General features: G+C 36.6%; 23 protein-coding genes and 1 pseudogene. 14 read left to right on the forward strand and 10 right to left on the reverse strand.

The features are described from left to right. Positions 1-119: 119 nt before the first annotated feature. Genes AC1DSK_RS14950 through AC1DSK_RS14960 form a run of 3 tightly spaced genes read right to left on the reverse strand, consistent with a single transcriptional unit; the run spans position 120 to position 1,460 of the window. A complete protein-coding gene (locus AC1DSK_RS14950) occupies positions 120-647 on the reverse strand; it encodes a permease (protein ID WP_477548524.1) in 528 nt (175 codons plus the stop codon). Then, complete coding sequence (locus tag AC1DSK_RS14955; RefSeq protein ID WP_477548525.1) at positions 644-1,126, reverse strand: hypothetical protein; 483 nt, start codon at positions 1,124-1,126, stop codon at positions 644-646. The genes AC1DSK_RS14950 and AC1DSK_RS14955 overlap by 4 nt, the downstream gene beginning before the upstream one ends. Beyond that, on the reverse strand, positions 1,119-1,460 hold the full coding sequence (locus AC1DSK_RS14960; RefSeq protein ID WP_477548526.1) for a PadR family transcriptional regulator: 342 nt from the start codon (positions 1,458-1,460) through the stop codon (positions 1,119-1,121). The genes AC1DSK_RS14955 and AC1DSK_RS14960 overlap by 8 nt, the downstream gene beginning before the upstream one ends. Before the next feature lie 254 nt (positions 1,461-1,714). On the opposite strand from AC1DSK_RS14960, the gene AC1DSK_RS14965 reads away from it, so the two are divergent. Beyond that, positions 1,715-1,906, forward strand: coding sequence for a hypothetical protein (locus AC1DSK_RS14965; protein WP_477548527.1), 192 nt, complete (start codon positions 1,715-1,717; stop codon positions 1,904-1,906). Between the two features lie 134 nt (positions 1,907-2,040). On the opposite strand, the gene gndA is transcribed toward AC1DSK_RS14965, so the two are convergent. From gndA to zwf, 3 genes are read right to left on the reverse strand one after another with little or no spacing between them, the layout of a single operon-like run. Continuing rightward, complete coding sequence (gndA, locus tag AC1DSK_RS14970; RefSeq protein WP_477548528.1) at positions 2,041-3,456, reverse strand: NADP-dependent phosphogluconate dehydrogenase; 1,416 nt, start codon at positions 3,454-3,456, stop codon at positions 2,041-2,043. Between the two features lie 18 nt (positions 3,457-3,474). Further along, the gene (locus AC1DSK_RS14975) at positions 3,475-4,818 is read right to left on the reverse strand and encodes a glucose-6-phosphate isomerase (protein ID WP_016429460.1); all 1,344 of its coding nucleotides are present in this window, start codon (positions 4,816-4,818) and stop codon (positions 3,475-3,477) included. A gap of 32 nt (positions 4,819-4,850) precedes the next feature. Further along, complete coding sequence (gene zwf, locus AC1DSK_RS14980) at positions 4,851-6,296, reverse strand: glucose-6-phosphate dehydrogenase (RefSeq protein ID WP_477548537.1); 1,446 nt, start codon at positions 6,294-6,296, stop codon at positions 4,851-4,853. A 457-nt stretch (positions 6,297-6,753) separates the two neighbouring features. Here zwf and AC1DSK_RS14985 point away from each other — a divergent pair, with 457 nt between their 5' ends. Then, a complete protein-coding gene (locus tag AC1DSK_RS14985; RefSeq protein WP_477548529.1) occupies positions 6,754-7,371 on the forward strand; it encodes a cyclase family protein in 618 nt (205 codons plus the stop codon). Between the two features lie 271 nt (positions 7,372-7,642). Beyond that, the gene (locus tag AC1DSK_RS14990; protein WP_016429457.1) at positions 7,643-8,155 is read left to right on the forward strand and encodes a YehS family protein; all 513 of its coding nucleotides are present in this window, start codon (positions 7,643-7,645) and stop codon (positions 8,153-8,155) included. Positions 8,156-8,637: 482 nt separating this feature from the next. Here the strand turns inward: AC1DSK_RS14990 and AC1DSK_RS14995 are convergent, their stop codons facing one another. After that, positions 8,638-8,931 (reverse strand): hypothetical protein, encoded by a 294-nt coding sequence (locus AC1DSK_RS14995; RefSeq protein ID WP_477548530.1) that lies wholly within the window; start codon positions 8,929-8,931, stop codon positions 8,638-8,640. A gap of 277 nt (positions 8,932-9,208) precedes the next feature. Here AC1DSK_RS14995 and AC1DSK_RS15000 point away from each other — a divergent pair. From AC1DSK_RS15000 to AC1DSK_RS15030, 7 genes and pseudogenes are all read left to right on the forward strand, one after another. Then, positions 9,209-9,888: pseudogene (locus AC1DSK_RS15000) on the forward strand (EcsC family protein). Further along, the gene (locus AC1DSK_RS15005) at positions 9,885-10,682 is read left to right on the forward strand and encodes a DUF4097 family beta strand repeat-containing protein (RefSeq protein ID WP_477548531.1); all 798 of its coding nucleotides are present in this window, start codon (positions 9,885-9,887) and stop codon (positions 10,680-10,682) included. The pseudogene AC1DSK_RS15000 and the gene AC1DSK_RS15005 overlap by 4 nt, the downstream one beginning before the upstream one ends. A 183-nt stretch (positions 10,683-10,865) precedes the next feature. Beyond that, positions 10,866-11,711, forward strand: coding sequence for an iron uptake system protein EfeO (gene efeO / locus AC1DSK_RS15010; RefSeq protein ID WP_477548532.1), 846 nt, complete (start codon positions 10,866-10,868; stop codon positions 11,709-11,711). Positions 11,712-11,716: 5 nt separating this feature from the next. Then, positions 11,717-12,991: an iron uptake transporter deferrochelatase/peroxidase subunit gene (gene efeB / locus AC1DSK_RS15015; protein WP_477548533.1), complete on the forward strand. Its 1,275-nt coding sequence runs from the start codon at positions 11,717-11,719 to the stop codon at positions 12,989-12,991. Further along, positions 12,966-14,720, forward strand: a complete 1,755-nt coding sequence (locus tag AC1DSK_RS15020; protein ID WP_477548534.1) for an FTR1 family iron permease — start codon at positions 12,966-12,968, stop codon at positions 14,718-14,720. The genes efeB and AC1DSK_RS15020 overlap by 26 nt, the downstream gene beginning before the upstream one ends. A 105-nt stretch (positions 14,721-14,825) precedes the next feature. Beyond that, positions 14,826-15,092, forward strand: coding sequence for a DUF1292 domain-containing protein (locus AC1DSK_RS15025; RefSeq protein WP_016429449.1), 267 nt, complete (start codon positions 14,826-14,828; stop codon positions 15,090-15,092). Positions 15,093-15,772: 680 nt separating this feature from the next. Next, a complete protein-coding gene (locus tag AC1DSK_RS15030) occupies positions 15,773-17,128 on the forward strand; it encodes an arsenic transporter (protein ID WP_477548535.1) in 1,356 nt (451 codons plus the stop codon). A gap of 218 nt (positions 17,129-17,346) precedes the next feature. Here the strand turns inward: AC1DSK_RS15030 and AC1DSK_RS15035 are convergent, their stop codons facing one another. Then, positions 17,347-18,834: a hypothetical protein gene (locus AC1DSK_RS15035; RefSeq protein ID WP_477598343.1), complete on the reverse strand. Its 1,488-nt coding sequence runs from the start codon at positions 18,832-18,834 to the stop codon at positions 17,347-17,349. A 56-nt stretch (positions 18,835-18,890) separates the two neighbouring features. Continuing rightward, positions 18,891-20,753, reverse strand: coding sequence for an HAD family hydrolase (locus AC1DSK_RS15040; RefSeq protein WP_477598345.1), 1,863 nt, complete (start codon positions 20,751-20,753; stop codon positions 18,891-18,893). Between the two features lie 642 nt (positions 20,754-21,395). Between AC1DSK_RS15040 and AC1DSK_RS15045 the strand changes: the two genes are divergently transcribed. Both AC1DSK_RS15045 and AC1DSK_RS15050 read left to right on the forward strand, forming a co-directional pair. Next, positions 21,396-21,803 carry an AarF/UbiB family protein gene (locus AC1DSK_RS15045; protein WP_477548658.1) on the forward strand — a complete coding sequence of 136 codons (408 nt, stop codon included), beginning with the start codon at positions 21,396-21,398 and terminating at the stop codon, positions 21,801-21,803. A gap of 197 nt (positions 21,804-22,000) precedes the next feature. After that, entirely contained in the window at positions 22,001-22,756 is a 756-nt protein-coding gene (locus AC1DSK_RS15050; RefSeq protein ID WP_477548657.1) for an exodeoxyribonuclease III, read from the forward strand. Positions 22,757-22,803: 47 nt separating this feature from the next. Here AC1DSK_RS15050 and AC1DSK_RS15055 read toward each other — a convergent pair whose 3' ends face one another. Then, positions 22,804-23,175 (reverse strand): hypothetical protein, encoded by a 372-nt coding sequence (locus AC1DSK_RS15055; protein WP_477548656.1) that lies wholly within the window; start codon positions 23,173-23,175, stop codon positions 22,804-22,806. A gap of 185 nt (positions 23,176-23,360) precedes the next feature. Here AC1DSK_RS15055 and AC1DSK_RS15060 point away from each other — a divergent pair, with 185 nt between their 5' ends. Both AC1DSK_RS15060 and AC1DSK_RS15065 read left to right on the forward strand, forming a co-directional pair. After that, positions 23,361-23,564, forward strand: a complete 204-nt coding sequence (locus AC1DSK_RS15060; RefSeq protein WP_342542920.1) for a hypothetical protein — start codon at positions 23,361-23,363, stop codon at positions 23,562-23,564. 113 nt (positions 23,565-23,677) lie between these two features. Next, positions 23,678-25,147, forward strand: a complete 1,470-nt coding sequence (locus tag AC1DSK_RS15065; RefSeq protein ID WP_477548655.1) for a nicotinate phosphoribosyltransferase — start codon at positions 23,678-23,680, stop codon at positions 25,145-25,147. The last annotated feature ends 5 nt before the right edge of the window (positions 25,148-25,152 follow it).

Below are 25,152 nucleotides of genomic sequence, written 5' to 3' on the forward strand. Positions count from 1 at the left end.
CTAATTGAACTAAAGGGGCTCCTGTGTGCAGCAAAAGATTAGAGGATACAGTATGTACTGTATCCTCTTTTCTACAAAAGAATCTGGAATTGAGGGAATAACGACTTATTGATCTAAATCTAAACTTCTTTAGTTAAATCATACTTTAACAATTGTCGATGGTCATAAAATTTCTCGAAAATAATACCCATTAAATAGAAAAATAATAAACCAAAACATATGTGAATGAGTGTAAATTTAACTCCAAATGAAGCAAATTCATATATAATAACTGGTAATTTTGCGGTTGTCCAAACTCCTAAAAAAAATACAATGTACCGTATACCTGCCCCTTTTTTTAATAAAAGTGCCGCAATTGGAAAAGCTACGTAGAGGGGACCAGCTGCAATTACTCCTAATAATAGGGAGAACAAAATGCCATAGATGCCGGATTTTTCTCCCATATATTTAATTAGTGTTTCTTTCTCCACCCATTTGTCAAGCAAGCCTACGAATATTAAGACAGGAGGGAGTAGAATCAGCATATCTAAAATGCTTTTTCCTGTTAATTGAAATGCGTTCCATCCCACCGATTGGTTTATAAAAGTAAGGATAATTAGCCCAAATAATAAAATCAAAAAGAAACGATATCTTTTTAATATATTCATACCATCACCAGCCAAATAATATATGAAAATATTAGAGACATTAACAATGCAGATGCGTTGCGAGAATAGGCAAAGCTATGCCCAAATATCTTTTGCTCCATAGGTAAAGTTGTGATTCCTACGGACATTAATGTAGACATTAATACAGCTACTTGAGGTAGTCCAGCACCATTTTGGACTAACGTATGTCCAAGAGGAAATACAACAAAGCTTGGAACTAGTGCAATAGATCCAATTAATGTCGAATAAATAATACCTATCAATCCAGATTTTTCTCCAATGATTGACGAAATTAAGGATGGCGTTAAAATAGATAGAGATAGTCCAACAAAAAGCATAATTGATAACATGTCAGGAATAATATTACGAAAGCTTTTCCATGACTTAAATAGAGCATCTTTTGTTTTATTTCGATCTTTTATAAAAGAAATACTGATAAGAATAATAGCTATACCGTAAAGGATAGCACCATTAATCATGATTAGACTCCCTCCATTTTTTGTATTTATTTAAGAAAAATGATAAATTCTTAATTTTATCTTCGATATCTATTTGAAAATCTTCTAATTTTCTTTTTCCAACTGTAGTAATTTTGTACATTTTCATCGGCTTATCTTGATTAGATGTGTCCAAATAAGACTCAACAGCACCTTCTTTCTCTAATGTTTTTAATGTGCGATATAAGATGGCACTATCTATTGGATTGAGGGGAAGCTCTTCTGCACATTTTTGCAGAAGTTTCCCTCCATAACTATCTCCCTCTGTTAAAAACAGCAAAAGAAATGCACCTGTATGTCTCCCTGTATGTTTCATGAAATAATAACCTCCTAATTTAAATGTGAATTTTTTTCCAACAACTATTACTGTTAATAACAGTATACTGTCAAAAACAGTAATATGTTACCGAAAGTATGTTCTTTTTTAAAAAATTTTGAGGGAGCGCAGAATCAACTCGAAACAAGTAGGGCACTCACAATAATACGGCGACAGTTAGTTTCAAGAAAATTTTGTAACTTTGTTATAAAATTACTGTCTAATTAAAAGGGGGACGGAGGGGGGAGAAAAAGGTGGAGGTGATTCTTAAATTTAAGAATGGTGACCGAATTGCTCTCCCTGTTGCAAGCTCAGGATATTGGGATATAGTCATTCATTTAAAAGAAGTTAATGAAAAAGATTCACCATTCGAAGTTGTTTTGGGGAATGGAGAAATCTACGAAAGTAGTGGTAAAGAGCTGATTTCAGTTGAATTGACATTCTAATAAAATGTTTTAAAATTCAGAATGTCCATAGGGCATTTTTTTGTTTTCGCATAAAACGTACAATAGACATGAAAAAGCATCAGCTGCCGAAACGATTCTGAGTTGTTTCGGCAACAGATGCTTTTTGTTTATCGTTATTTAGCTGACCATTCAGTATGGAATACGCCATCTTTGTCTGTACGTTGGTAGGTATGTGCACCAAAGTAATCGCGCTGTGCTTGGATAAGATTGGCTGGCAATGTCTCAGTACGATAGCTATCATAGTAAGCTAATGCACTTGAGAAAGCAGGCGTTGGAATGCCTTGTTGAATTGCTAAGCCTAGTACTTCGCGAAGGGAACTCTGATATTCTCCTACGATTTCTTGGAAGTACGGATCAACTAATAGGTTAGGCAAGTCGCTGTTCTTGTCAAAAGCTTCTTTAATCTTTTGTAAGAACTGTGCACGAATGATACAACCTCCGCGGAAAATCATAGCTACATCCCCATAAGGAATGTTCCAACCATACTCCTCGGATGCTGCACGCATTTGGGCAAATCCTTGTGCATATGAACAAATTTTGCTCATATACAAAGCTTTACGAATCGCTTCAATCAATTCTTTTGAATTCCCTGCATACACTTTCGACTCAGGGCCTTTAAGTATTTTGCTTGCTGCAACGCGCTCTTCCTTAACAGAAGAAATAAATCGAGCAAATACGGACTCTGTAACGATCGGGAGAGAAACACCCAAATCCAGAGCATTTTGACTTGTCCATTTTCCTGTCCCTTTTTGCCCGGCAACATCTAAAATCTGATCAACGAGTGGATTTCCGCTTTCTTCATCGATCTTAGTGAAAATGTCCGCAGTGATTTCGATAAGATAGCTATCAAGCTCGCCTTTGTTCCACTCGGCAAATATCTCATGCAAATCCTGAGTTGAAAGACCAAGAGCATGTTTCATGATGAAATAAGCTTCAGAGATCAGTTGCATATCTCCATACTCAATTCCGTTATGAACCATCTTCACATAATGTCCTGCCCCATCCGGTCCCATATAGGTACTGCAAGGAGTTCCATCTACTTTAGCAGAAATGGCATTAAGAATTGGTTCAACCTGTTCATAAGCTTCTTTCGAGCCGCCTGGCATAATAGAAGGGCCGTTACGAGCTCCTTCTTCTCCACCCGAAACTCCGGCACCAATGAAATGTAGACCTACTTCTTTTAAGTTAGCTGTACGTCTATTCGTGTCTTCAAAGAATGAATTTCCGCCGTCCATAATAATATCGCCTTGTTGAAGGTGAGGGATAAGAGATTCAATGACCGTATCCGTTGTATCTCCAGCTTTAACCATCAATAATATTTTGCGTGGTGTTTCTAAAGAAGCGACGAAATCTTCTATGCTGTAAGTACCGTGAATATTTTTATCTTTCGCTTCTTTGTTGGATAATTCTTCTGTTCTATCTGTCCAGTAATCATAGACAGATACCGAAAAGCCTTTACTTTCCATATTGAGCGCAAGATTCAATCCCATCACGCCTAAACCAATAACACCGATTTGTTGTTTCTTCATATCCTTACCTCATTCCTTTTAACCTAATATGGATAGGCGGTTCTCTAGTTCTTCTTTTTCTTTTTCGAAACCATCTTTGCCAAGTAATGCAAACATATTATTCTTGTAAGCTTCAACTCCTGGCTGGTCAAATGGATTTACACCGAGTAAAGTTCCACTTATTGCACAAGCTTTTTCGAAGAAATAGACCATTTCCCCAAAGGTGAATTCATTGAGTTCGTCTAGCTCTATTAACAAGTTTGGAACACCTCCATCGATGTGAGCGAGGGTAGTTCCGAGTGCTGCCTTTTTGTTCACTTCATCCATTGTTTTTCCAGTTAAGAAATTCAGACCATCCATATTGTCGACGTCCTCTTGAATGATACGTTCGATTGAAGAATTTTTTACCTGTAGGACTGTTTCTATGAAAAGACGTCGCCCTTCTTGAACATACTGGCCCATCGAATGTAAATCCGTTGAGAAGTTAACTGAAGCTGGGAAGAGACCTTTTTCATCTTTCCCTTCACTTTCTCCGAAAAGCTGTTTCCACCATTCCGCTACAAAGTGCAGACGAGGCTCATAGCTTACAAACAATTCTATTGATTTTCCTTTATTATAGAAAATATTTCTTACTGCGGCATATTGGTAACTTTCATTTGTAGCAAGAACGGGATCATTATATTTGTGGTATGCAGCTTTTGCTCCATCCATCACTTGGTCAATATTAAGACCAGCTACTGCGATTGGCAGTAAACCAACAGGCGTCAGAACTGAGTAACGTCCCCCTATGTTGTCAGGAATAACAAATGTTTCGTAACCTTCTTCGACCGCAAGCTTCCGAAGAGCACCCTTGCTCTGATCGGTAGTCACATAAATTCGATTCTTTGCCTCTTCTTTCCCATACTTCTTCTCCATAAATGTGCGGAAAATACGGAATGCTAACGCAGGCTCTGTAGTTGTCCCTGATTTGGAAATAATATTAATAGAAATGTCTTTTCCCTCTAACACTTGTAGTAAATGTTCGATGTAGGTCGAGCTAATATTATGTCCAGCAAAATATATTTGTGTATTCTCTTTGACTTGATTATGAAACGTATGTGCTAAAGCCTCTATGGCTGCCTTAGACCCTAGATAAGAGCCACCAATACCAATAACTATCAGCGCGTCTGACTGTTGTTGAATTCGTTTAGCAGCATGCTTCACTCTGGCAAATTCCTCTTTATCGTAGGTAAGTGGCCAGTTAACCCACCCTAAGTAGTCAGAACCTGGTCCTGTTTGTTGGTGAATTTGATTATGCGATTGTTTTACAAATTCACTTAGATTTTCAAGTTCACTGTTTTTCATGAACGATAAAACATTGGTGAAATCAAATGAAACTGTCATATTTCATCACTCCTTTTGATTTTGACTTTTTTCTACCACCACTTAATTTCATCGGACAGCAATAGTTGGTTTGCCTCATCTGGACCTGTTGAGCCTGCAGGATAAGAATATAAAGGCAACAGATCCTCCTGAAATGCTACCAATAACGGTTGGATCCACTTCCATGATAATTCGACTTCTTTCCAATGGGAGAAGAAGGTTGCATTACCGAGCATTGCATCAAATAGAAGAAGTTCATATGCTTCCGGCTGACTTTCCGAATTGGTCGAGAAGTTAATCCATGCAGGTTCAAAACGATTACTAGAAGGATCTTTCATGTTCACCCGTAAAGAAATACTTTTGTTTGGACTAATCTCGAGGATTAATAAATTCGGAGTGATTCCTTGTAGCACATCTGAATCTTTCATCTTGTTCTTAAACTCAATGACAATCCGTGTTGACTTCTCATTCATTCTTTTCCCCGTGCGTATATAAAAAGGTATTCCACTCCAAGATGGATTATCAATATATAAGCGAGCCGCGAAATAAGTATCATTTTTTGAGGAACCATCAACACCAGGCTCTTCTTTATAGCCATAAACTGGAGTACCTTGAATCTCTCCGAATTCGTACTGACCGCGGACAACATCCTGGTATGCATTTTCTTTCAGGATTGGTCGAAGAGATTCAATAATTTCCATCTTTTTCACTCGAATTTCTTCTGCCGTTATTTTCTCTGGAAGGTGAATGGCTGTCATCATTACTAACTGAAGAAGATGGTTCTGAACCATATCACGAATGGCTCCTGCTCGATCGTAATAATCAGCCCGAGTTTCAACCCCAACAGTTTCACTTGCTGTAATTTGGACATTCGAAATTTGTTTACGATCTAGTAATGATTTCAGTGCTGGATTGGCCAAAACTAAGGTTTCAAGATTTTGGACCATTGGTTTTCCTAGATAGTGATCAATTCTATAGATTTCATCTTCACTGAAAGTCTTGCTCAAGTTTTTATTTAATTGTCTTGCCGTCTCTAAATCACTTCCAAATGGTTTTTCCACTATGAGACGCTTCCATCCTTTGTTTTGGCATATCCCACTTGAATTAAGATTTGACGTAATAACATCAACCAGACTTGGGGCAACAGACAAATAGAATAGTCGGTTTTGTGGAATACCTAACTCATTTTCTCTGTTTTCAATGAGCTCGTTCAAATGTTGATAGGAATCTTTGTCTGTCGCATCAAATGAACAGTACCGAAATTTGGTTAAAAAATCTTGCAAAACAGATGGTTGTGCAGCTCTTCTAGAATATGCTTGAAGCGCTTTTTCCACTTTGGACTGAAACTCTTCGTTTGAAAAATAGTTTCTGCCTAAAGCAACTATAGAAATGGTATCGGGTAATTTACCATCAAGGTATAAATTATATAAAGCAGGAAATAATTTTCGTTGTGCTAAGTCTCCTGTTGCTCCAAATAAAACAAAGGTCATGTCTTGCATAAACCATTCTTCTTGGAAATCAAGTAAACGATCTTTCAGGTCAAATCCTTCTTCGAGATTATCGTTCCTCATATTCAATTCCCTCCAACTTTTACAATCAGTATTTTCTTTAAACCATTACTGATAATCAGTTCTCAGTATACTAACTTCATTCGAATTATGTAAGTACGCGCATTAAAAACAAATAGTGTATAAAAGTATACTTTAGTTTGCTCATTAATGGAGGAATTAAAATACATAAGCGAAATTGAGTGAACAAAGAAACCTTCGAATTAACATCGTCCTCACTGCGTGCTCTTCCCAGTTCAGTTACGAATAACAACATCATTTAATAGATTCTATAGTAAAGCCATGTTTATAGAGACCAAAGCAGTTTCACTAGACAATTTCACAAATGACATGCGAGGATAGCTTTATAACTAGAAAATATATTGAATAGTGGAAGGGTTGATTAAATATGAAAATGCATGATGTAACAGGTGCAATTTATGAAGGAATGACCGTGTACAAGAACAAACCGGAAAAACAACCAAAATTAAATACAATAACAAATGGATATGTGACTGAAACTCGGCTTGATTTCGACGTACATACAGGAACACATATCGATGCCCCACTACACATGGTCACTGATGGTGATACGTTTGAAACGATTCCATTAGACAATCTTGTAGGACAGTGTAAAGTATTCGACTTAACTGAAGTGGAAAATGGAGTTTTAAAAGCGGACTTAGAAGGGTTTGACATTCAAAAGGGAGATTTTGTTTTATTAAAAACGAAAAATTCATTTGAGGAAACATTTAATTTTGATTTTATTTTTCTCGCACAAGATGGTGCAGAATATCTTTCTGAGCTAGGTATTCGAGGGATTGGAATTGATGCACTTGGAATCGAAAGAAGCCAAGAGGGGCATCCCACGCATAAAACGTTATTTGCAAATAACATCATTATAATAGAAGGACTTCGCTTAAAGGAAATTGAGCAAGGACAATATTTTATGGTGGCAGCACCATTAAAATTAATGGGTACAGACGCTTCACCTGCAAGAGTGTTGCTATTTGAAGGGCTAAAATAAGCTTCTCTATTTTTAACCATTTTGAAATTTATTATTAATTCTTGATTCGATGTATGAATGTAGTAAAGATTATATAGAGAACAATTTGGAAAAGGAAAAGGCTTTTCACCAGTTTACTGAACTAGTGGATGGCCTTTTCTTCCGTGTTGAATCTATATAAGAGGGTGAAGCACAGGAACATTTGAATTAAAGTTAATTTTTTGTGCTATCATAAGGGTGAAATAGAATGCGTGTAGCCGTGTAAACAGGCAATGTGACAGGAGGTTTATTAATGGACAATAATGATATTTTAATCAGACTAAGATATGCTCTGGATATAAAAAATAAAGATATGGTTGAGATATTTAAACTGGGTGGCATGGAATTTACAAAAGAAGAAGTGTTGCTGATTCTCACAAAATCTAAAGACGATTATTATGATGAAATTGATTATGATGATGACGAGAATGAAGAAAATATTAAATGTGATAATGTGATGATGGAGTCATTTTTAAATGGATTTGTTACGTTTAAAAGAGGAAAACAAGAGCCGAAACCAGGGCAACCTGAAAGACCTGCAATAACCAATGAAAGAGTGAATAATCTTCTTCTGAAGAAGTTGAAAATCGCACTTGAATTAACAAGTGAGGATATGCTCGACATTTTAGAAAGCGCAGGCGTCACTGTAACAAAAGGCGAGTTAGGCGCTTTATTGAGAAAAGAAGGACACAAAAATTATAAAGAATGCGGGGATAAATACGCCCGTAATTTCTTAAAAGGACTAGCTATTAAATATAGAGTGTAAGGGACCGTCGGAATGATAATAACTGAAAACGTTTATTGAGTGGATTCGAGGTAAAATCCGCCTGAATATCGATCGTCTTTTTTGTTCTGCTCAGTTTCGACTTTATAAAATAGTATGATGTCTCAATAAATTAAATCAAATTGAAAAAATGGCTCTTGGACAATCCAAGGCCATTTTTTTGTATTTTTTATTCAGGAATATAAGGAAGCTCACCTGATTTAGGAACAGTCAGTACGTGTTCTTCTACATAAGCCTTGAAGGAGCCTCTACAACAACTGGATCCTCATCACCTGCTTCTAGAACGAGCATCGGCTGCATAAGTGTTTTATATCCTTTCAATAATTATAGAATCAACAAAACTTACAGAAAACAGCAGCTGAGAATGCAATTTCAGCTGTTCTTGAACTACGATATAACGTTGTTTAATTCTCATATTCGGATATTCTTCATACACCGGAAAAACATCAAGCTGCTTTCATTGATTAACCAGGGTATGAAGAAAGGAATTTTTCGTGACTGATGGAAAAGATACTTTGATAATTTTTAATCGCATTAATTCTGTCTACTATACTTGGATCTTCATCTAAATACATTTTCATTTGATGGATTTCTTCTTTATTTTTTTGATAATGATCGTTAATTTTATATTTCGCATTCTCAAATAACGTGATTATTTCTTCATTATTGTTATTAACAGGAATGAACACGTAGTATGTGTATTCTTTTCTAATTCCTAAATATTCGCCCGAAGAATCCTTAAAATATTTATATATCATTTTAAATCCCCTATTTTTTTGACATACATATAGTATGTGTTTTTGGGGTGTATTTATTCATTGAAGGGGAGGGGGGCTAAAACTGTTAATCGATGTTTTTCAACCACTACTAAGCCTCAAGACGTAGAAGTAAACACTCCCTAGGTTCATTTTGAATACTTGATGAAAAGGCTAAACTTGATGGAATGATATAAATGATTGTGAGTAGAGAAGGGGTGAACAATTGGTGGATTATACGATAAAGGTTGAACAAGAACTGATAATTTGGAAGCGGAAAATGACAAGACAATCCGGTCTCTTAAGCCGAGTATCCAAGAATGCACAGACGAAAATCAATGGCCTTCTTCCAGAAAAATTTCATAAAGTGATGACTGAAAGCATAAAAAACATGGTGAAAGCAACGCTCGCAGGATCGAACATTACGACGAAAAAACAGTTACCAACGGAATTAAGTCTTTATGAGCGAGACGAACTATTTAAGCAAAAGCTTTCCACGTTTAGAAAAACGGCGACGATTGAAGGAGCGGGAACAGGTGCTGGGGGAATACTTCTGGGAATTGCCGACTTTCCACTGCTGTTATCAATTAAAATGAAGTTTTTGTTTGAAGCTGCATCTGTGTATGGATTTGATACAACTAAACCAGAGGAACGTCTCTTTATTCTGCATATTTTTCTGTTGGCCTTTTCAAGCGAAGAAAAACGAAAAAAACATTGAGTATTATTGAAAACTGGGAGGAACAGAAATCTTTAGTCGCAGACATGGACTGGCGAGAATTTCAACAGGAATACCGTGATTACATCGATTTAGTGAAAATGTTTCAAATGCTGCCTGGTATAGGAGCGGTTGTTGGTGCATTTGCAAATTACAATCTGCTCGATCAACTCGGAGAATGCGCAATGAATTCATACAGATTACGTTTAATGCAAGATAAAGAAAAGGGAGCGGACACACGATGATTTTCAAAAATAAACTCGTCATTTCATTAATTCTATTGATTGTGATTGCAGGTGGCATGACGTTCATGTTCAATACAATGAGAGTGATTGCCGGGAGCGACAATAAGACAGTTCAAGAAGATTCATCATTTACAAACATTGAAGTTACAACAAACGATGCGGAAGTGATTATTGTACCGACCAAAAGCTCAGAAGCCACTGTTGAATATACAGGTGCTAATAAAAAGAAGAAATACATTTTTAATGTAGATGTAAAAGGGGATACGCTTACCGTTCAACTAAAACAGAAACGTCGATTTTTCTCTTTGTTCGATTTTCATACAGGTGACTTGAAACTCACTGTCAATGTGCCGGAAAAACAATATAAAGACCTCCAAGTAAAGAGTGACAATGGACGTATCTTGGTAGAAAATTTACAGGTCGAGAAGGTATTGCTTGAGACAGACAATGGCCAGATACAAGTTAAGGATGTTGAAGCCAAAACAGTTAACGTTGAAAGCGATAATGGCAAAATTATTTTGGACCATGTCCAAGGGGAAATTAATGGCTCTACGGATAACGGGAAAATCTCCTTGATTACAAATAAGATAGAATGGCCGATTGATTTAGAAACAGACAACGGTAGCATTGAGGTTAAAACTGAATCTGAACCGAAAAATACAAGGATTGACGCTAAAACGGATAATGGAATAGTGAACATCTTTGGTGATAGAGACAGCTATGTGACGTACGGCAATGGGAAATCTTTGATTAAGTTGAGAACAGATAATGGTCCAATAACTGTAACGAAATAAGAAGGGGTATAGTACACCCAAGATTGCAGAGAACACGAAGATCCTCAGGGATTTTCGTGTTTTATGTGTCAAATATGTATTATGAAACGTTTCCTTCAAGATATCCCATAAACTTCCCTTGACTTCTCATTGATAATGATTATCATTATTAAGGTAGATAAACAAAAAGAAAGAAGGATTAACTTGAAAAAAATTGCGACGTTTTTATCATTCGTGCTACTTAGCACTTCTTTAGTAGGCTGTGCAGAAAAAGAAGAATCTACGAAGCCAGAAGCGGCTTCAGAAACTGTAGACTTACAAAACGAAGTTGATACATATAAAGAATTTGCGATTGAGCAAATGGATCAATTTGTTATAGAGACAGAAAAATTTGTTGAGGCAGTAAAAGCAGGAGACATTGAAGAAGCAAAAGCACTTTACCCGCTTGCCCGTATGTACTTTGAGCGCTCGGAGCCAATTGCTGAAAGCTTCGGAGATTTAGATCCTCGTATCGATGCTCGCCTGGCAGACCTTGAAGAAGAAGGTAAAGGCAAAGAAGATTGGACTGGTTACCATAAAATCGAATACGGCCTTTGGGTAGAAAACACAACAGAAGGTTACGCAGAAACAGCTGATCAATTATTAGCAGACGCAAAAGAATTGCGTGCACGTGTTGAGACAGTAGAAGTAACACCAGACTTGATGATGACCGGGGCAGTGGATCTGTTAAATGAAGTATCGACTTCTAAAATTACAGGGGAAGAAGAAATTTTCTCTCACACCGATTTATATGATTTTAAAGCAAACATTGAAGGTGCGGAAGAAATTTTCCACATCCTAGAGTCAAAAATCGAAGCAAAAGATGAAAAATTAGCGACGAACCTGCAAGCAAAATTTGATGCAGTAAATGAACTATTGGCAAATTACGAAACAGGCGACAAAGGGTTTGTTTCATATGAAGAGTTGACTTCGGAGGATACAAAATTGTTATCAGACGCTGTTAACCAACTAGGCGAACCGCTTAGTCAAATGGGCATAATAATGGAGTGAGTAAAATGACATCAAACGATGAAAAGTGGTTGGAGAAGAAAATTTCAAGACGTGATATGTTGAAAATTGCAGGGGCAAGTGCAGCTGGAGCGGCTGTCTTTGCTTCTGGAATGGGGAACGTGGCGAAAGCACTCGGCTTTGAAATATTTGAAGACGACCCTACCGCAACAAATAAGATTTCATTTTACGGGAAGCATCAGTCGGGTATTATGACAGATGCACCTTCCCACGTTTACTTTGCTTCGTTGAATGTGCTTGTTCAATCACAAAGCGAATTGCAGGAGTTGTTTAAGATGTGGACTCCATTGGCAGTACGTTTAATGAACGGGGAGCAGCTCGAGGAGCTTTCTAAAGGTGGATTTACGCCACCTAAAGATACCGGAGAGTCAAAAGGATTGGATGCTTCTAATCTGACATTAACGTTCGGAGTAGGGCCATCATTATTCAATAACAAGAAGCTAGGTCTCGGTTTGAAACGACCAGCTGAACTGAAAGAGTTGCCACATTTCCCTAAAGATCAAATCGATGAAAAATACGCAGGTGGAGACATATGTATTCAGGCTTGTGCCGAAGACCCACAAGTGGCTTTCCATGCAGTTCGTAATTTAGTGCGTGCAGCGTCAGGAAAAGTCACGTTGAAATGGACGCAAACTGGATTCACTTCAACGCATAAGCGAAAAAACAAAAAAGAAACGCCTCGAAATTTATTTGCATTTAAAGACGGCACGGTTAACCCAAGCCCGAAAAGTGCTTCTGACATGAAGGAAGTCGTTTGGGTTCAGCCGAATGAATCGAAAAGCTGGATGACAAATGGAACCTATTTAGTCGTGCGGAAAATCCAAATGCATTTAGAAACGTGGGACCGCACTTCACTACAAGGACAGGAATCAACTTTCGGCAGACATCGCGATAGTGGTGCACCACTCGGGAGCAAGAAGGAATTTGATGAAGTTGATTTAAATGCAAAAGATGAAAAAGGAAATCCTCACATTCCGGCTAATTCACATATGGCGCTCGCACGAAAAGTGAAGGATCGAATTATGAGAAGAGGTTTCTCCTACTCAAGTGGCTTGATTGATGAAACAGGAGCGTATGACGCGGGCTTGTTATTCATTTCATTCCAAAAAAATCCTAAACAGTTTATTAACATTCAAAGCGCATTGGGACGTGATGATAAGCTAAACGAATATATTACCCATCGAGGTAGCGGCGTCTTTGCTTGCTTCCCAGGTATACAAAAAGGGAGCTATATCGGTGAGCAACTTTTTAACATTCTTTAAGATACTTAGTCTAGTGACTATGTTGCTCGTTGTTCCTTCTCAAAACAACGTCTCTGCTGCACAGTCTTTTGGCCATTTATATATCGCTATTACTGATGCCATTATGAGCACAAAAAATGACGATGACGCAAAAGCTAATGAAGCGATTGAGGCTTTTCAAACGGATTGGAAGCAACTGAACATTACAGAAGGGGAAGAATCCGCGGATGTAAATGAAGCGCTAGAAAAAGCTTCGAGTGCAACAACCAGCGAGAAACGATTGTCCGCATTGACGGATTTATCAAAAGCCCTGACAGTTTATGAGAAATCTGAAAATCCAGTAGATGAAAAAGCCAATCGTGAGGCCTTTCTGAAGGCAGTAGAGCCTTCTCTTAACGATTTGAAAACAGCAATCGATTCTAGCGATAAAGATGAAATCCAAGAGGCTTATTCCATCTTCCTGAAAAAATGGACGAAAAACGAGCGGGTTGTTCGCGAACAGAATATCGCAGCATACGGACAAATTGAAACACAAATGTCATTCATGCGAATTTCTTTAGCTGGTGACGAGCTCGATGTCACTAAGTTAAAGGAACAAGTTGAATCGTTGAATCAAACGATTCAGGACTTTGTTGCAGGAAAAGTGAAGAATGCGGAAGTCTCGGGAAACTATTCACTGACGACGCTGACAGGTTTGTTGGATGAAAGTAAAGCATCTGTTGAAGAAGGAAACTACAATCAAGCAGCCGAATCGTTGAAAAAATTCATCACAATTTGGCCAGGTGTTGAAGGAGATATCCGTACAAAGAATGCCAGATTGTATAGCGAAATTGAATCTGGTATACCTCTACTTGTAAGTGATTTATTGCGTGACGATGTGGAAGCATCTGCAATTACGGGTAAATTAGATTCCTTTAAGCAGCAAATAGATTTCATTCAACAAGACACGACGTATAGTTTTTGGGACTCAGCCCTAATTTTGCTTCGTGAAGGATTGGAAGCATTATTGATTATTTCGGCACTCATAGCTTTCTTGAAAAAAGCAGGTCAACAACATATGCAGCGTTATATTTATGTTGGAGCGGGCACTGGAATCAGCGTGAGTGTTATCGCAGCTATATTGATGTCCACGTTGCTTCAGTCGGGAACAATTGGAACAAGCCGTGAAGTAATGGAAGGGTATGTAGGGATAGCGGCTGCAGTTATGATGCTGGGAGTTGGAATTTGGCTGCATAGCAAATCTACCGTCACATCATGGAACCGTTACATTTCAAAACAAATGACACACGCATTGTCGATGCAAAGTGTATGGGCGCTGACATTTTTAAGTTTCCTGACGGTATTCAGAGAAGGTGCTGAAACTGTTGTGTTTTATATGGGAATTGCCCCGAAAATGTCGACGTTTGATTTCATATTGGGGATTGTCCTTGCGATTTTGATTTTAGTTGCGACAGCATTCTTTTTTGCGAGAGCCAGCAAAAAGATTCCTCTGCATTTGTTCTTTGGTGTAGCTACTGTATTCATTTACCTATTGGCGTTTAAAATTATCGGTGCAAGTTTACACACGTTGCAATTGACGAACGTCTTACCGACACATATTATTCCTAATTTACCAGTTATAAATTTCATCGGCTTCTATCCATCAGTTGAAACGTTGACTGGTCAGGTAATTTTGCTGATTCTAATCGCAGGCACGATTATCTATAAGAAAATGGCAACAACTGTAAGTAATACAAGTTTACAGAGTTAGCTGGAAACACGAAATCCTATCATGGGTTTCGTGTTTTTTTTTGGCGATATTGGGTATACAATTAGAATGACAAAATATTGAACTTAATTAGGAGGAGAATGAACAATGGAAAAAATTGAAGTTGGCGATATTTTTACCTTAATGGATGAAAACGATCAGGAGCAAGAAATTGAAGTATTAGGAACTTTAACTTTAGATGATGTGGAATATGCTGCAGTTGCTTTTGCCGATGAAATCGATGAAGATTCTGAAGGGGATATCGACGTTTTCTTTTTAAGAGTGGAAGATGATGAGCAATTGTCCCTGATTGAGAGTGATGAAGAATTTGATCGTGTGTCCGCTGCGTTCAAAGATTATGAAGAAGAAGAGTAAAAGAAAATCGGTTAGACTTGTGATAGAAATAAAATAATTTGTGAATTACAAAAGACCTTCCGTATGTTCAAAAACGTACAGAAGGTCTTTCAGCTTGTTGACAGAAGAATATTAATCAATATAAAAGTATAAAAATTCGCATTCTTATCTTTTGCACTCTATCGAAAATTTTATGGTCGGCTATTTCTTTCGCTTTCCGCGGACGAAACGCTAGCCTCCTCGGCTCAGCTGTCTATGACAGCTGAGCCTGTGGGGTCTAGCTTATTTCGTTTTTCCGCAGGAGTCTTCAGAAATTACCGACCATCTTACTACTAAAATAATATGAAGAGATACGTAAACAGAAGCGAAATCCGTGATTGGAGTGGAGGCGGCGACTTCAGCGGGAACAGCACGAGCTGAAGGCCCCGCAGGAACGTAGTGACGAGGAGACTAAAGCCGTGCCCGCGAAACGCGTCCGCCGCAAAGGAAATCAACATTTTCTTGCATACGCTCTTTTTCATTAGTATACAGTTATATTCACTCTTTTTATTTTTTCTCTACAGTCTGGGTCTTTTTCTAATTTCTTAGTTAATTCATGAAATATAATGCCCTAATATCCTGTTCCTTCTTAATAGAATTGAATATATATAATAAAACGGACATTCAAGTAAAATACTTTGAAGAAAGGTTAATGTTAATGTATGAGTTTGGAAATTGTAATGACGGTTTTTGTGTTTCTAATGACCATGTTAGTAATATTCTGGAGACCTAATGGAATGAATGAAGCATGGCCTGCATCGATTGGGGCCGCAATTATATTACTACTCGGCATCGTATCACGTGAAGATATCTTGGATATTATTAATAAAATCGGTGGAGCCTCAATTACCATAATGGCAACGATTGTCATGGCAGTAATATTGGAAAGTTTCGGTTTTTTCCACTGGTCAGCTGCAAGACTTGTCAGTTTATCAAAAGGATCAGGTTCTCGTTTATATTGGAATATTCAATTGTTATGCTTTTTAATGACCCTCTTATTTAATAATGATGGAAGCATCTTAATAACAACCCCTATTTTAATTCTCCTGCTAAAAAATCTTAGGCTTAAACCTCATCAACAAATACCATATCTATTAAGTGGAGCTCTCATTGCAACTGCATCCAGTGCCCCCATTGGTGTAAGTAATATTGTGAACTTGATCGCCTTAAAGATCGTTCATATGAGCCTTTATATGCACACAGCCATGATGTTTGTCCCTGCGACGTTGGGATTATTGTTTATGTCATGTTTGATGTATTTGGTTGTAAGAAATAAATTGCCTAAAAAATTACCTCACTCTGCAAATGAAATAGAGGAAAGTTTTTTTACTAAACAATTTCATCCATTAAAAACAGGTGCTAATGTAGAAACAAAGCGACAACGTACTAAATTTATGCTGAAAATATTACTTTTTGTCTTTGTCATACGTTGTCTTCTATTTGTAGCATCTTATGTTTCTGTTCCGATTGAACTAGTTGCAGTACTCGGCTCGCTTGTTTTGCTGATTTGGAGATGGTATCACTTACGAACAAATCCTATTGATATTTTGAAAAAAACCCCCTGGCATATTCTCATCTTCGCTTTTTCTATGTATGTAATTATTTTTGGTTTGCACAATATAGGTTTAACTGAGTTGCTCGTTCAAATTTGCGAACCAATTGTAAACCAAGGACTATTTCAAGCGAGCTTTATTATGGGAGGATTAGTTTCTATTCTTTCTAACGTTTTTAATAATCATCCTGCACTAATGATTGGTACCATAACACTAACTGAAATGGGACTTGAACCCATTACTCTTAAGACTATTTATCTCGCAAACATTATTGGAAGTGATATGGGATCATTGTTATTACCTATAGGAACACTTGCCTCTCTTATATGGATGAATATCCTCAGAGCAAATAAGATAAATGTAACATGGAAGGACTATTTAAGTTTATCTTTGATGGTTGTGCCGCCAACAACGATCGTCTCTTTATTATTATTATTCTACTGGGTACAATTGGTATTTGCATAAAATACGATGTACCCCCTAATAAAATGACCCCGGAACAATTCCGAGGTCACTTATTAGCTGTCTAGGTAGCAGGATCTTTCATAAAACTGTTCATTTTATGGATGTAGTCTTTTTTATTTCTTGAATTTGCAATTCAGAATTGGATCAAAAAAGTAATTTAGAAAATTAACCAAGGGTAATAGGGGGATTTTAGATGTGGAAGAAATGAATGGAACATTTTATTTGGGTAGAGTATTCAACTTTTCTCTCAGTTCTGATTCTAGTTTAATATAGTGCTCCAATCTCTTTTCTGTTGCTTCTAATATCCCTTCTAATATTTTTATCCTTAACTGATCTTCTGACAAAGCTTTTACATTAATTAATTCGTTTGAATTTCTCAGCGATTTTTCAAATTCCTGTTGATTAATCATAGTCCTTGTATCCTTCCTTTTTGAATAAACAAAAAATATTTCTGAGTATTGTTCAATTTCATTAATTGTACTGTTGTGATTAATTTCAACTGGCACCATACTCTCAAATACTTCTCTGTCAGGAAAATCATAGAACAGATATTCCTGATTGGAATTAATGAAGATGATAATAGACTCGTGATCAATTGATTTAATAAAATTACATATGTCACTAGATTTCTGCAAAGTATTATGGTTAAGATCATCAATTATAACAATACTTTTATGAGGAATTCGCCTCGAATTATTAACACTAATAACACTCCTGTACAATTGATTTCCAGAACAATTCAATAAATTTTCCAGAAGCAGTTTATCTGAATTCATTTCATAAATTTCATAATCTGCCGCTAACTCATTGATTAACTTCACAACACAATAATATCGATGTGTAATATTAAAATACCTTTCAAATTCAATGGAAAAATTTATACAATTTTCAAAATGACCCATTATGTTATTTAAGCGAGGGGAAGTTATTGTCATTACTGTTTTCGGTTTTTCATTAAAAATAAAAGGAATTAACTCAGTTGGAAATTCCTTTTTTATTACAGTTGCCTGCTGAAATATCCCATTATAGAACATTAAATCATCAGGATGGGGGTGTATCACTAACCTGATTTCCGGTTCCGGTACGAAGTAATCAACCATTAGTTGATATATTTTTTTTTGTTCTTCGTAAGTCATAAAATTAGAGAGAAGTTCTGTTAATAAGATTGTTGAATCTTTATTAATTTGAATTTTTTGCTTGATACCAAAAAATACAAGAACTTTATCAAGAAAACTACGATACATTCTATCCATACTTTCAATCAAATCAATATGTTCAAGGTTAGGTTCATCGAATCCTATGACTCTTTTGTTGAAGTTTCCCATTTTCTTGGTGATTAACTGATTCTTTCTATCGTTTCCGCTGCCATCTTTCAAGGAAGTGAAATTAATTTCTTTTTCAATCAAATAAATTCCAAAAATACTATCCGGGCTCTCTACAATTATTTCAGTAAATTCGTGGGGATTAATCTTATTTTCCACGAGATATTTTTCAATTACATAATTATTTTTTTCGGTATCTAATTCATGGGTATTTAAAAAAAAGATTTTATCAAAAAAGAGACCTTCCATTTCCTTAAACTGAGGGAATTTTTCTTTAATTGAATCTGTTAATAGAATGTAACAAACCTGTTCCTTATGAAAAAGTTCTTTATATATGATGCAGTGTAACAATTGATGAATTGTAACTACATGGTACAAAATCATAATGTTCACTCCGAATCTAAATTGTAAAAAAACATATTTCTGCTTAATTAGTCGACTTATAGATTAGCCCGATCCATTATGTCATTTAATGTTTCGAAAGATTGATTTTCAGTATCCGCAATTACTCCTCTGGAAAAACTCAAGTCACCAAAATTTTCCCTTATAAATCGAAGGTCTCTTATGATCATTCTGAATGGTAAATACGCATCGTACCCAGATATGTTAAAGAGATACTCATAATTCGAAAACGTCTTCTTATATAACTTTACAAAATCATAAATACCTAGATGAATTTGTTCAATAATCTTATAGTTTTCAACTTCAGGGACATCGAATAGTAATTTATATCCTTCTTCAGTTCTCTTAAAACCGGAGAATGAAGGATAGCAAGCCTGCGTAAATAACTCGAAAAATACGTTATTATGTTTAGTACTTGTATGTGTATCGTATAAATTTCTGTTTAGCATTCTAGAAAAAATGTAAACGCCTATTTCTTTCTTCATGATCTGGCTTAGATTACCTGTATGGTTCGAGTGTCTACAAGCGGCTACTAAACTGTGAACTTCACAATTTAACTTCCATTTTTGTTCAATCAAATATTTAATCCCTGACCCCCCAGATCCAACCCAGCCAACATCAACTACTGCAACTTTTTTACTTCCTTGAATTATATTCATAAAATACTCTTTTACAATTGCATGATCTTCAGTTAGTTTTTTTACAACAGTTTCCCAATTTTTCACTAAAAAAGATTGAATTAATTTTACATTTCCTTTATGAATCATATCGTCTTCTTTTAGGTCATGCTGAGTCAACAAACTAAATAATTCATCTAACTCCAAGGACTCAAACAGACCTTTGATTGTAATTCCTAATGCACTTTTTGCTTTGTGTTGAACCATTCGTTTCAAGAAATCATATCGATTTTTTTCTATTGTATATTTCGCATTAGCAATTCGAGACCAGTAAACATATTCATTATCCATATCAGTGAAAAGAAAATTAAATACTTTCCTATAAATGTCTCCGTCTCTTGAAAGAAACAAAATTTTATCTATATTATTTTGTTTTGCATAATCATAAATCCATTTGCAGTAGCCCAATATATACAAACCACCATAAATGAAACCATATTCATAATGAGGAGTAAATTGCTTAATACCATTATGCAAATGAGTATTAACAATTCCACTGTATGTGGAAGCAATTAGTTCGGACATATCGTCTGGGCGGTATTGATTTCCAGTCTCATGAACGTTATTGTAATATCTTGCCTCTATACCTAGTTCTTGAGCGCTTTTTATATCTGATTCATAATTCGCCCCGACGTGTACCATACTCATATCCTTGCCTAATTTTGTTAAAGCTATATTGAATAATTGTTTATCGCGTTTACTGCAATGGTTCTCACAGGAAACAAAAACGTCAAAAAAACCACTAAAACCTGAGTTCTCCAACAATTGTTCAATCATTGGCTTTGTTAAATACATATCAGAAATAGCAATTATTTTCTTATTTTGGGACTTAAGTATTTCAAAAACATCTTTCATATATGGATTAGCAAAACAAAACTCTAATTCTGTTTGTAACTCTAACTGCACGCCATATTGTTTATCAATACCTGTTCTTAACTCAACTTGTTCGTAAATATCATATATTGTTACTTCGCTAATTCCTTTTTTTCTTTTTGCTTGATTCCGCGCTTCCTTTTCTGCTTCCCTTCGTATAGCCATAAAATTTACACAGCTATGTTTTTCCCCTAATATCATGAAAAGATGATGAGGTTGGGCAAACGGTCTTAATAACAAAGTGTCAAATACATCAAACGAAATAACCTCGTATTCTAATATACTCCTTGCAAAATCAAGTGCTTTTGGTCGGCTTATTATTTTCGACTCCGAGCCATCTAAATAAGGCAATTTTAGTTTCTCTTTTGGATTAAATGGTAATGCATCTATAAATATCCCTCCTTTTACACATTGGAATTTCTGAGTAGGAATAACCCAACGGTTGCCCGTGGCACATTTAAGCAAATAACAGTCGTATAAATATCGTCTTCCATTTATGACTCCATTATCTTATTCTGTTTGTTCAATTGAAGTGAAGGTGAGCCTGGAGGTTTAGACAAAAAAGCATCTTCAGTAGTATATGCATTGATAAAATTTTTGAGGAAACATGCCGTGATTTTTTATGAACTAGTAATCCAAAGGAAGTGTTTTATTTAGAGGAAAAGGACATTAAAGTATTATTGAAAGACTAAAAATGAGGAAGAACGGAAACGTCATTGAGTTCAATGGTTCAGTCCTTCTAAGCCCCAGCCAAAAGACAATTGCCGTGACGTAAGAATCTATCGCACAATAATCTAGAAAAAAGGAAAGAAAATGTGGACGACTATCACAAAATCACTATAAAAAAAACAAATAAAGGCTTGAAAATTAAAAACCCGACCAATTACGAATTGATCGGTAAAGGAATGCAGGGGGGCTGTTTTCAAACTTTCTGATGACCGATGTTTAAAGATATATGCAAAAGAACGACACTGTCTGAGAGAGAGCAAAACATTGAACGAAGGGAAGGTCTCCTCAATTGTTCCCAAGGTTTTCGAAGTCTGCTCGAATTATATTGTTATGGAATACATCAAGGGTCAACCTTTGAAGGATTATCTGAAATCGCACCTCAGCATCTCGGAACCAATAGCCAAACAACTGGTTTATATATTTAAGGAAATGAAAAGGATCGGTTTTACCAGGATCGATGCCAGTATACGCCATTTATTCGTAACCAATGTTGGAGAGATCAAAGTGGTAGACCATGTGAATTCATTGAAAATACAACAAGAGTGGCCAATTCGTTTCTTTCGTGCCCTCAAAAAATTAAAGCTGCTGGACACGTTCCTGTATCAGTTGAAGGAAATGGATCCGGAGTTATATGGGGAATGGAAAAAATTGATGGATGAAAGCAAGGAGTAATAACGTAACCCAATTTACTATAGAAATAATAAGTAACCATAGAAAGGTGATGCAGGAGTTCGATAACACTTCCGCATCATCTTTTTATTGTGGATTTCGGAAGGTTTTTTCTTTATAAATCTGTCTTTTTGGAGATGGCTAAAGTGTTTGATATAGTTATTCATAGATTTAGTGTCATCAAAAAGGAGTAATAAAGGATGAAAATAGTTTCGTGGAACGTAAATGGCATTCGAGCTTGTGTGAAAAAAGGATTTCTCGAGTACTTTCAACAAGTAAATGCTGATATATTTTGTCTGCAGGAGACAAAGTTGCAGGCTGGTCAAATAGAATTGCATCTAGAAGGATACGAACAATACTGGAATTATGCAGTGAAAAAAGGCTATTCTGGTACCGCCGTATTTACTAAGAAAAAGCCGCTATCCGTCAGATACGGAGTAGGGGACATGATTGAAGAAGCGGAGGGGAGAATTCTCACCTTGGAATATGATCAGTTTTATTTAGTAAACGTCTATACGCCGAATGCCAAGCGGGATTTAACAAGACTTCCCTATCGCTTGGAGTGGGAAGATGAAATGCGTACCTACTTACAGCAACTCGACCAAATCAAACCCGTGATTATGTGTGGGGATTTAAATGTGGCACACGAAGATATTGATCTCAAAAATCCCAAAACAAATAGAGGGAACTCTGGCTTTACAGTGGAAGAACGTGGCAAGATGACCGCACTGCTTCAAGAAGGGTTCACCGATACATTCCGCTACTTTTATCCTGATACAGAAGGGGCATATACGTGGTGGTCATACATGAGTAAAGTGAGAGAACGTAATATTGGATGGAGAATTGATTACTTCATAGCATCCAATAGACTTGAAAACAGACTCCAAGATTCGTATATTCATCCTCAAATACTTGGTAGCGATCATTGCCCAATCATATTGGAAGTAGACATGTAAAAAGCCTTTCATGAGTTCATTGAACTTGTGATAGGCTTTAATATTTGTTATGCAGGAATACGCTTGAACAAGCTATTGTTTGTTTGTAAAGTCGAACCAATGTAGCCTGCAAGATAGGCAATAAGCATAACAAAGATGAAGGTTAAATCAATTGAAAAATGTCGGCTGTAAAATTCACTTAATATGATGAAGAGAGCTCCACAAATACCACCGATGTGTGGAGATGATTTAATATAATAGCGCATCGCCACTAACCCGCCACTAACCGCGATAACGAAAAAATTGATTTTCACGAGTAATTCGTATGACATGGCGTGCAATAGCTTAATTTCTATGAACAGTAAAAATTGCAGAATGAAAAATTGAGCAACTAAAGAAAGCAAGATAACAGGCAGCCAATCAAATTTTTTTCCTTTCAAAATGAACAACCTCCTTGTATCAAATTGTATGCATACTAGGCATCAAAAAGAAGAAGTGAGGGTTCATTGTCTTAATATGATGGAAATAATGAAAATGACGATAGAAAATTTCCAGTATTGGCCGTATTTCGAGTATAATGAAGAGAAGCAAAGACCAATTATATCTCTCCGAAGGAGGAAATTACATGACAGAAAACAACGAAAACAACCAACAAGAAGCACCGAAGAAAAAAATGAGTTTAAAAGAAGCGATGCAAAAGCAGTTGGAAGCGAAGAAAAACCAATCGAATGAAAACAATGCCAAAGGAAATTCAACGCAATCAGCGAAAAAAATGCAAAGTCAACAAACAAAAAAAGTGAGCAATACACGTAGAAAAATGGGTACATAATTTATCAACGCAAACCAATTTCACAATTGGTTTGCGTTTTTGTTAGGGAAGATAAGATTTCGGGTAAATGGTGTATACTAAGGACTATTATGATCGTGGAAGAAGGTTTAATGATGACTTCAAGATATGCTGATGATGGACTTGCATTACATACAGACTTATATCAAATCAATATGGCGGAGGCCTACTGGGCTGACGGAATACATAACAGAAAAGCGGTATTTGAGTTGTTTTTCCGCAAGCTTCCATTTGGCAATGGTTATGCCATTTTTGCGGGACTAGAGCGAGTACTGGATTTTCTCCGGGAGTTTCATTTCTCCGATAGTGATTTAGCGTATTTGCAGGATGAGCTGGGGTACAAGGAAGATTTTATCAGTTATTTACGCGAGGTCCGTTTTACAGGTGACGTTTATTCCATGGTGGAAGGTGAACTTGTTTTTGCCAATGAGCCAATCATTCGTATAGAGGCTCCACTCGTGGAAGCGCAATTGATTGAAACTGCACTCCTGAACATCGTCAATTACCAAACGCTGATTGCGACGAAAGCCAGTCGAATTAAACAAATTGTAAAAACTGATACCGTGATGGAATTTGGTACACGTCGGGCACAGGAAATGGATGCCGCAATTTGGGGCGCACGTGCTGCCGTCATCGGTGGACTAGAAGCAACGAGTAATGTACGGGCTGGTAAAAAGTTCGGCATTCCTGTTGCAGGAACCCATGCACATTCTCTAGTACAAGCTTACAAAAGCGAATATGAGGCTTTCCATGCTTATGCAAAACGCCATAATGATTGTGTGTTCCTTGTAGATACATACAATACATTGAAAATTGGTGTACCAACGGCTATTCAAGTGGCGAAAGAGCTTGGTGATAAAATCAATTTCATTGGCATTCGTCTGGATAGCGGTGACATTGCCTTCCTTTCTAAAGAGGCGCGCAAAATGCTCGACGAAGCCGGATTTCCGGAAGCGAAAATTGTTGTATCAAACGATTTAGATGAATATACAATCTTAAACTTAAAAGCACAGGGCGCAAAAGTAGATATGTGGGGAATTGGCACAAAGTTAATTACAGCTTATGACCAACCAGCCCTTGGAGCAGTATACAAAATTGTATCAATCGAGAGTGATAAAGGTGTGATGGAAGATACAATTAAAATTTCTTCTACAACTGAAAAGGTTACGACACCTGGTCGGAAAAAATTGTATCGGATTATTGATCGTGAAAATGGAAAAGCAGAAGGCGATTACATCACAATGTTTGATGAAGATCCAACCCATGAAAAGCGCTTGAAAATGTTTCACCCAGTTCATACATTTGTGTCTAAATTCGTGACTAACTTTGAAGCTAAAGATCTTCATACAAAAGTTATTGAAAATGGACAAATCATCTATTCAAATCCAACTTTGTTTGAAATGCGTGATTATGCATCGACGAACTTGGAACTGCTTTGGGATGAGTATAAACGTTCATTAAATCCAGAAGAATATCCAGTGGATTTAAGTCAAAAATGTTGGGATAACAAGATGCGGAATATCCAGGAAGTTCAAGAAATGGTCGACCGCATGCATTATGCTTGAGGAGG

The organism is Paenisporosarcina sp. P4_B8, from assembly GCF_056402175.1.

Excerpts from the sequence above, each read along its gene's own strand:
- AC1DSK_RS14955 (WP_477548525.1), bottom strand. The coding sequence starts at position 1,126 with ATGATTAATGGTGCTATCCTTTACGGTATAGCTATTATTCTTATCAGT.
- AC1DSK_RS15060 (WP_342542920.1), top strand. The coding sequence starts at position 23,361 with ATGACAGAAAACAACGAAAACAACCAACAAGAAGCACCGAAGAAAAAA.
- AC1DSK_RS15065 (WP_477548655.1), top strand. The coding sequence starts at position 23,678 with ATGACTTCAAGATATGCTGATGATGGACTTGCATTACATACAGACTTA.
- zwf (WP_477548537.1), bottom strand. The coding sequence starts at position 6,296 with ATGCAAGACATGACCTTTGTTTTATTTGGAGCAACAGGAGACTTAGCA.
- AC1DSK_RS14975 (WP_016429460.1), bottom strand. The coding sequence starts at position 4,818 with ATGACAGTTTCATTTGATTTCACCAATGTTTTATCGTTCATGAAAAAC.
- AC1DSK_RS14985 (WP_477548529.1), top strand. The coding sequence starts at position 6,754 with ATGAAAATGCATGATGTAACAGGTGCAATTTATGAAGGAATGACCGTG.
- AC1DSK_RS14990 (WP_016429457.1), top strand. The coding sequence starts at position 7,643 with ATGGACAATAATGATATTTTAATCAGACTAAGATATGCTCTGGATATA.
- AC1DSK_RS15030 (WP_477548535.1), top strand. The coding sequence starts at position 15,773 with ATGAGTTTGGAAATTGTAATGACGGTTTTTGTGTTTCTAATGACCATG.
- AC1DSK_RS14995 (WP_477548530.1), bottom strand. The coding sequence starts at position 8,931 with ATGATATATAAATATTTTAAGGATTCTTCGGGCGAATATTTAGGAATT.
- efeB (WP_477548533.1), top strand. The coding sequence starts at position 11,717 with ATGACATCAAACGATGAAAAGTGGTTGGAGAAGAAAATTTCAAGACGT.
- AC1DSK_RS14960 (WP_477548526.1), bottom strand. The coding sequence starts at position 1,460 with ATGAAACATACAGGGAGACATACAGGTGCATTTCTTTTGCTGTTTTTA.
- AC1DSK_RS15025 (WP_016429449.1), top strand. The coding sequence starts at position 14,826 with ATGGAAAAAATTGAAGTTGGCGATATTTTTACCTTAATGGATGAAAAC.
- AC1DSK_RS15050 (WP_477548657.1), top strand. The coding sequence starts at position 22,001 with ATGAAAATAGTTTCGTGGAACGTAAATGGCATTCGAGCTTGTGTGAAA.
- AC1DSK_RS15005 (WP_477548531.1), top strand. The coding sequence starts at position 9,885 with ATGATTTTCAAAAATAAACTCGTCATTTCATTAATTCTATTGATTGTG.
- AC1DSK_RS15035 (WP_477598343.1), bottom strand. The coding sequence starts at position 18,834 with ATGATTTTGTACCATGTAGTTACAATTCATCAATTGTTACACTGCATC.
- AC1DSK_RS14950 (WP_477548524.1), bottom strand. The coding sequence starts at position 647 with ATGAATATATTAAAAAGATATCGTTTCTTTTTGATTTTATTATTTGGG.
- gndA (WP_477548528.1), bottom strand. The coding sequence starts at position 3,456 with ATGAAGAAACAACAAATCGGTGTTATTGGTTTAGGCGTGATGGGATTG.